The 5,031-nt window shown below is 54.4% G+C and carries 4 protein-coding genes; all 4 read left to right on the plus strand.

The genetic code is table 11. The annotated features are described in order from the left end of the window. Positions 1-364: 364 nt before the first annotated feature. Positions 365-928: a GspH/FimT family pseudopilin gene (locus tag RMSM_RS04615; protein ID WP_040764112.1), complete on the plus strand. Its 564-nt coding sequence runs from the start codon at positions 365-367 to the stop codon at positions 926-928. Next, positions 925-2,592 (plus strand): PulJ/GspJ family protein, encoded by a 1,668-nt coding sequence (locus tag RMSM_RS04620; protein ID WP_008692285.1) that lies wholly within the window; start codon positions 925-927, stop codon positions 2,590-2,592. The genes RMSM_RS04615 and RMSM_RS04620 overlap by 4 nt, the downstream gene beginning before the upstream one ends. After that, positions 2,589-3,413, plus strand: coding sequence for a PKD domain-containing protein (locus RMSM_RS04625; protein WP_008692287.1), 825 nt, complete (start codon positions 2,589-2,591; stop codon positions 3,411-3,413). Before RMSM_RS04620 ends, RMSM_RS04625 begins: the two co-directional genes overlap by 4 nt. 61 nt (positions 3,414-3,474) lie before the next feature. Further along, the coding region (locus RMSM_RS04630; protein WP_008692289.1) for a carbohydrate binding domain-containing protein at positions 3,475-5,031 on the plus strand (1,557 nt) is incomplete at its 3' end.

The raw sequence follows: 5,031 nt of genomic DNA on the forward strand, positions 1-5,031 counted from the left end.
CGGAAAACGCCTTGGGAGTGCTGTACCCCAGCCAAATCAACAAACAAATTGCGACGCAACGACCCAGTGCACTACGACCCAGTACACAACTGCCCCGTCCACGAAGATCGAAGATGCCGTAGTTTCGGTTTGGCAACAACGGCAGTTTCATGAGGGCGCAATGCATCCTGTGTGTGTAAACGGAAAATCGTTACAGCTTCTATCGGCGTTCATTGGCCTGCATAATTAGAAAACTCGGGGAAATCGGAATGCCTTTCCTAAATTAACGTGGGGGTTACTTTGGCTGATCCCTTAATTGCGGGTTAGAGTTGCTTGGTGAATTGGTAGCAATAGGCTCGCGTTTTCGGTTTGGCTAGGCAACTCGATGAAGGCTGCAAAAGAAAATAATGCATCGAATCGAAAATCACTGGCCCCCGGCCCGCTCTTGGCCCCCAACTCGCTCCTGGCACCCAACTCGCTCCTGGCACCCAGCCCGCTCCGCTCGGGTATTTCGCTGATTGAGATCACGATCGTGTTGGTCATCCTGGCGATCATGACGGCTGCTGCGGCGCCGCGGTGGGCCGATTCGTTGCAGCGCTACCGCGTTGCCAATACGGCGAACCGGATACTGGCTGATCTCAAGCGAGCACAATTGACCGCATTCCGGTCGAGCACCACCAAGACGGTCACCTTTGACGTCGATCGTGATCAATACTCGATCGCGGATGTAACGCCGCTTGAACGGCCGTCGGGAAACTACGTGATCGCTCTAGCAGAGCCACCTTACAAATCGTCGCTGATTTCGGTGTGGGGACGAACCGGGACTCAGACATTGACGTTTGATGGGTATGGGATTCCCAATCGAGGCGGCAACATTGTCATTGGATCAGGGCGTTTGCAAGTAACGATCACGGTCGACGCTGTCTCGGGAACGGCGGTGATTCAATGACGGTTTCTCATCCAAGTCTTACCTTGGCCGGCACCGCCGGTTGTTTGCGACGCGGCATGCTGCTGATGGAATTAGTTGTTGCGCTGTTGGTGTCCAGCATTATCATCGCGGGGCTCCACGCCAGCCTTGCGATTTCGGTTCGCAGTATCCCCGATTCCGATGGAAGCACCGCATCCGCACTGCGCGGAACTCGCATTGCGGATCAATTAGCGACCGAACTCGAGACCGCGGTCCATATCACCGAACGCTCCGCCACCACGATTGGGTTTACCGTACCGGACCGCGATGGCGATGGTTGGGACGAGCGAATTCGATACGCATGGACGGGGGTTCCGGGAGGACCATTGACGCGTCAATACAACGAGTCAACGCCGCTGACGATCGCCGAAGATGTTGATCAATTCAATCTGACTCCGAGCTTTGAAAGTGTCGCGGAGACCTATCCGAGTGTGGGAGTCGAAGACGCATCTGAATCGCTTTTGATCGATTACTCCGCAACCACGGATCCCGCTGACAACGAAATTAAATCCGATGACTGGGTGGGGCAACACTTTGCGCTGACGCTGCCTGCGGGAGCTTATGCGTGGCGTCCGACACGTGTGCAGGTGGTGGCACGGAAGGCTTCCTTCAGTTTTTTTTATCGCACGATTCGTGCTCAAATGCTCGATGCGACGATCAATCTGACTCCCAATGGCAGCTCCTATGAACAAAACACGATGTATGTGCTGCTGAGTGATTACGCATGGTACCAAGCCGAATTCGACAAACTGGATCCGCATGCGTCCGGCAGTGCTCTGTGCTTGGTGCTGGACCGCAACCAATCGAATTCCGGCGTTGATTTGCGAAGTACTCGTGCAGCGTCGGGGCTGCTAAAGTCTGGCAACGGCGGAACGACGTGGTCCTATGACAACGGAAAGTCCTTGGTTTCGCGGCTGTATGGCAAATTGATTCGCTCCGGCGGAACGCTTTCGATCAACAGCAACTATTTGACCTCGATGGGCGTTACGATGCGAATGAAACCCAATACGCCCAGCTTGAATTGGACGGTTGCGTGCCTAAATCATCCCGAGTTACTTTCGAATCAATGGGAAACCCATTTCAGCGAAGATCCGACGACGATCGATGTCAACGGTGACGCGACAGGCGACTGGATCGTCGACGACTCCGATGCGTTTGACACCGACTCGCTCGTCGACGGGGTTTGGCGGACCAACGGTACCCAATTGAACACGACGCCTGATTGTGATTTTGATACGCCGACCGTTGTGGATGTCAAATTCCAAAACACCACGGTCGGAGGTAACGGAGCGACGATCAAGATTAACGCCTTTCGATCCGAGGCGACGTGTGTTCCAGTGCTGGCCGCGTTGGCGAAACAGCCCGATGGCAGTCAAACGTTGACGTTGGCAACCAAGTCGTCCGATGCGGACACTCGAACCCTGATCAAAGTGCCGGGGTTACCGAATCAACCCGTGTTCTTGCATTTGATTCTTGATCCTGAAACCTCCAGTGTCAGTTTGAGTATTAACGAGGTCCAATACGGTACGTACGCATTGTCCGTTTTCGAATCAACCGACACGACTCGATCGGTATGTCTTGGGGCCGACGTGAGCGATGTCGAGTATTCGTATGCTCGCGTTCGTGTGATGGAGCCACAGCCATGACGCGAGTACGACCTTTTTGCCGTCACGACGACACGAGTCGCAGCGGTTTTGCGCTGCTGGATGCGGTGATTTCGGTAATGTTGGTTGGCATCTTGATGGTCGGAGCATTACAAACAATCGGAGCCTCGAAGCGACGCGAGATGGCAACGCTCGATCGTTTGCTCGGCCAACAATTGGCGGGCGCGATGATGAACGAGATTCTATTGCAAGCGTACCGCGAACCGGAGACGGGTGAAGCGTCAACGTTCGGCCCGGAATCAGGTGAATCCACCGACAATCGATCGCGGTTTGACGACGTCGATGACTTTCATGATTGGAGTGCATCGCCGCCTCAGGATCGCAGTGGTGAGACGATCAGCGGATTCGATCAATGGTCACGCGAAGTTCGCGTTGTTTGGGCGGATGCGGAAACGTTAAGCGAGACGACTGCCACCCACACAGGGCTAAAGAAAATTATTGTGAGCGTTTCTCAAAACGCCGAAGTCGTCAGTACCTTGGTCGGTTACCGCAGCATCGGCTGGGTGCAAACGATTCCCGCTCCTTCGGATGCCACCGGCAATCACGCACCGGTCGCCGTCGCAACGTCTCCGGATCTAAGCCGCGACGTGGGACAAATGGTCGAGTTCGATGGGGATGGATCGAGCGACCAAGACGACGACTATTTGTCTTACGTGTGGGACTTTGGTGACGGCAACAAAGGCAGCGGAATCAGCACGACTCATTTTTACAACGCCCCCGGAAACTATACCTGTACTTTAACTGTTTACGACGGTCGTGGCGGAGCCGCGTCGGCTGCGTTGACCGTCGTGATCGCACCTTGATGCGTTACCAGTGAATGGTCGTGTTTTAAAGTTGAGATCCTTGATATCGGAATTGGTTCACGTGAAATTCAGTCGTCTCGACGATCGCCGACGCGATGGAGCGATCTATGCGGTCGTTTTATTTTCGTCGCTGATTGTTGCCTCGATCGGATTGGCGTCGCTGCAATTGATGCGTCTACAGGGTCGCAGTGCCGATGAAAGTGATGATTTTATTGCCGCCCGCGTTTACGCTCGAGCCGCCATCGACATTGGCATGTTGCGGATTCGCAGCGATCCGTATTGGCGAACCCACCTTGGCAGCGGGGATTGGATCACGCAACAAACAATGGATCGCGGCACGTTTTCGCTTTCTGCGATCGACCCTGTCGATGGCGATGTCGCCGTTGGCGATAACCATCCGATCGTGCTGACGGGGACGGGACGCCAAGGAAATGCATTGTTTCAAACCTCGGTGCGTTTAGAGGTCGGGCCACAGACAGGATCTTGTTTGGAGGTGTCGATGATCAGCGGCGATGATATGGACATCAACGGCGCCACGCTGACCAGCGACCAAACCGTTTGTACCAACGAAAAAGTAAACGCCGTGGGTGGTTCCATCATCAACGCCAATGTCGAAGCCTACGACGACATCCATGGCGCCAGCTATACCAAAGCAACTCAACTGCGTTCGACGCGGCGGACCATGCCCGATCCACTTCATGTGCTGGACCATTACTTGTCCAATGGGACAACGATTGATTATTCATCGCTGCGAACATGGCCACAGTCCGAAATCTTGGCCAATACGACGTTTGAATCCGGCACCCAAAATTGGCAGCCAAGGGGTGACTGTACGTTGCAACGCAGTCTCATGCAAAAGAAGGATGGGATTTACTCGCTAAGCGTCACGGGGCGCGCGAACAACTATGCGGTAGCGGCGCAAGCGATTTCGTTAGACGATCTTCGCAGTGGTGACACGTACGATGTCTTGCTGAATGTGTTTCCGACCGCTAACGCTAAAGTGCGAGCGGTGTTGACGCTGGAAACGTCCCCCGCCAGTACTCGCTCGTTCATAACGCCAGTGACATCGCTTGACGGAAATGAATGGGGCAGTGTCGAGGGACGCTTCACGCCAATCTGGACGGGAACATTGACCAAGGCAACGCTATACTTGCAAATCGATGTCGCCAACGACTATTACATGGACAGCGTCAGTTTGCTCAATACAACTTATCCGTCCGGTTCGTTTGTGTTGGATGGATTGTTGACACCCAACCACAATCCATTTGGCAATTCGACCAACGCAAAAGGGATCTATCTGATCAACTGTGCCGGGAAGGATGTACGGGTAGGAAAGTCCCGGATTGTTGGCACATTGGTGTTTCTTAATCCCGGCCCCGACGCGATCATCGAAGGCCCCTTGGTGTGGGAACCCGCGGAACTGGACTACCCTGCGCTGTTGACCAACGACGATCTGCGGATTGGATTATCGTCGGCCGGATTCAATGAAACGAGTGTGGGCAGCAATCTAAATCCGCCGGACACGCCGTACCCGATGAATGGCGGAACCTCGAACACGTCGTTATCGACACCGACTCGTATCCTTCGGAAATCACGGGGCTGGTCTATTCCACGGCGG

It is taken from the genome of Rhodopirellula maiorica SM1, from assembly GCF_000346295.1.
GTDB lineage: Bacteria > Planctomycetota > Planctomycetia > Pirellulales > Pirellulaceae > Novipirellula > Novipirellula maiorica.

Coding starts and splice junctions, on each gene's coding strand:
- RMSM_RS04615 (WP_040764112.1), top strand. CDS start 365: ATGAAGGCTGCAAAAGAAAATAATGCATCGAATCGAAAATCACTGGCC.
- RMSM_RS04620 (WP_008692285.1), top strand. CDS start 925: ATGACGGTTTCTCATCCAAGTCTTACCTTGGCCGGCACCGCCGGTTGT.
- RMSM_RS04625 (WP_008692287.1), top strand. CDS start 2,589: ATGACGCGAGTACGACCTTTTTGCCGTCACGACGACACGAGTCGCAGC.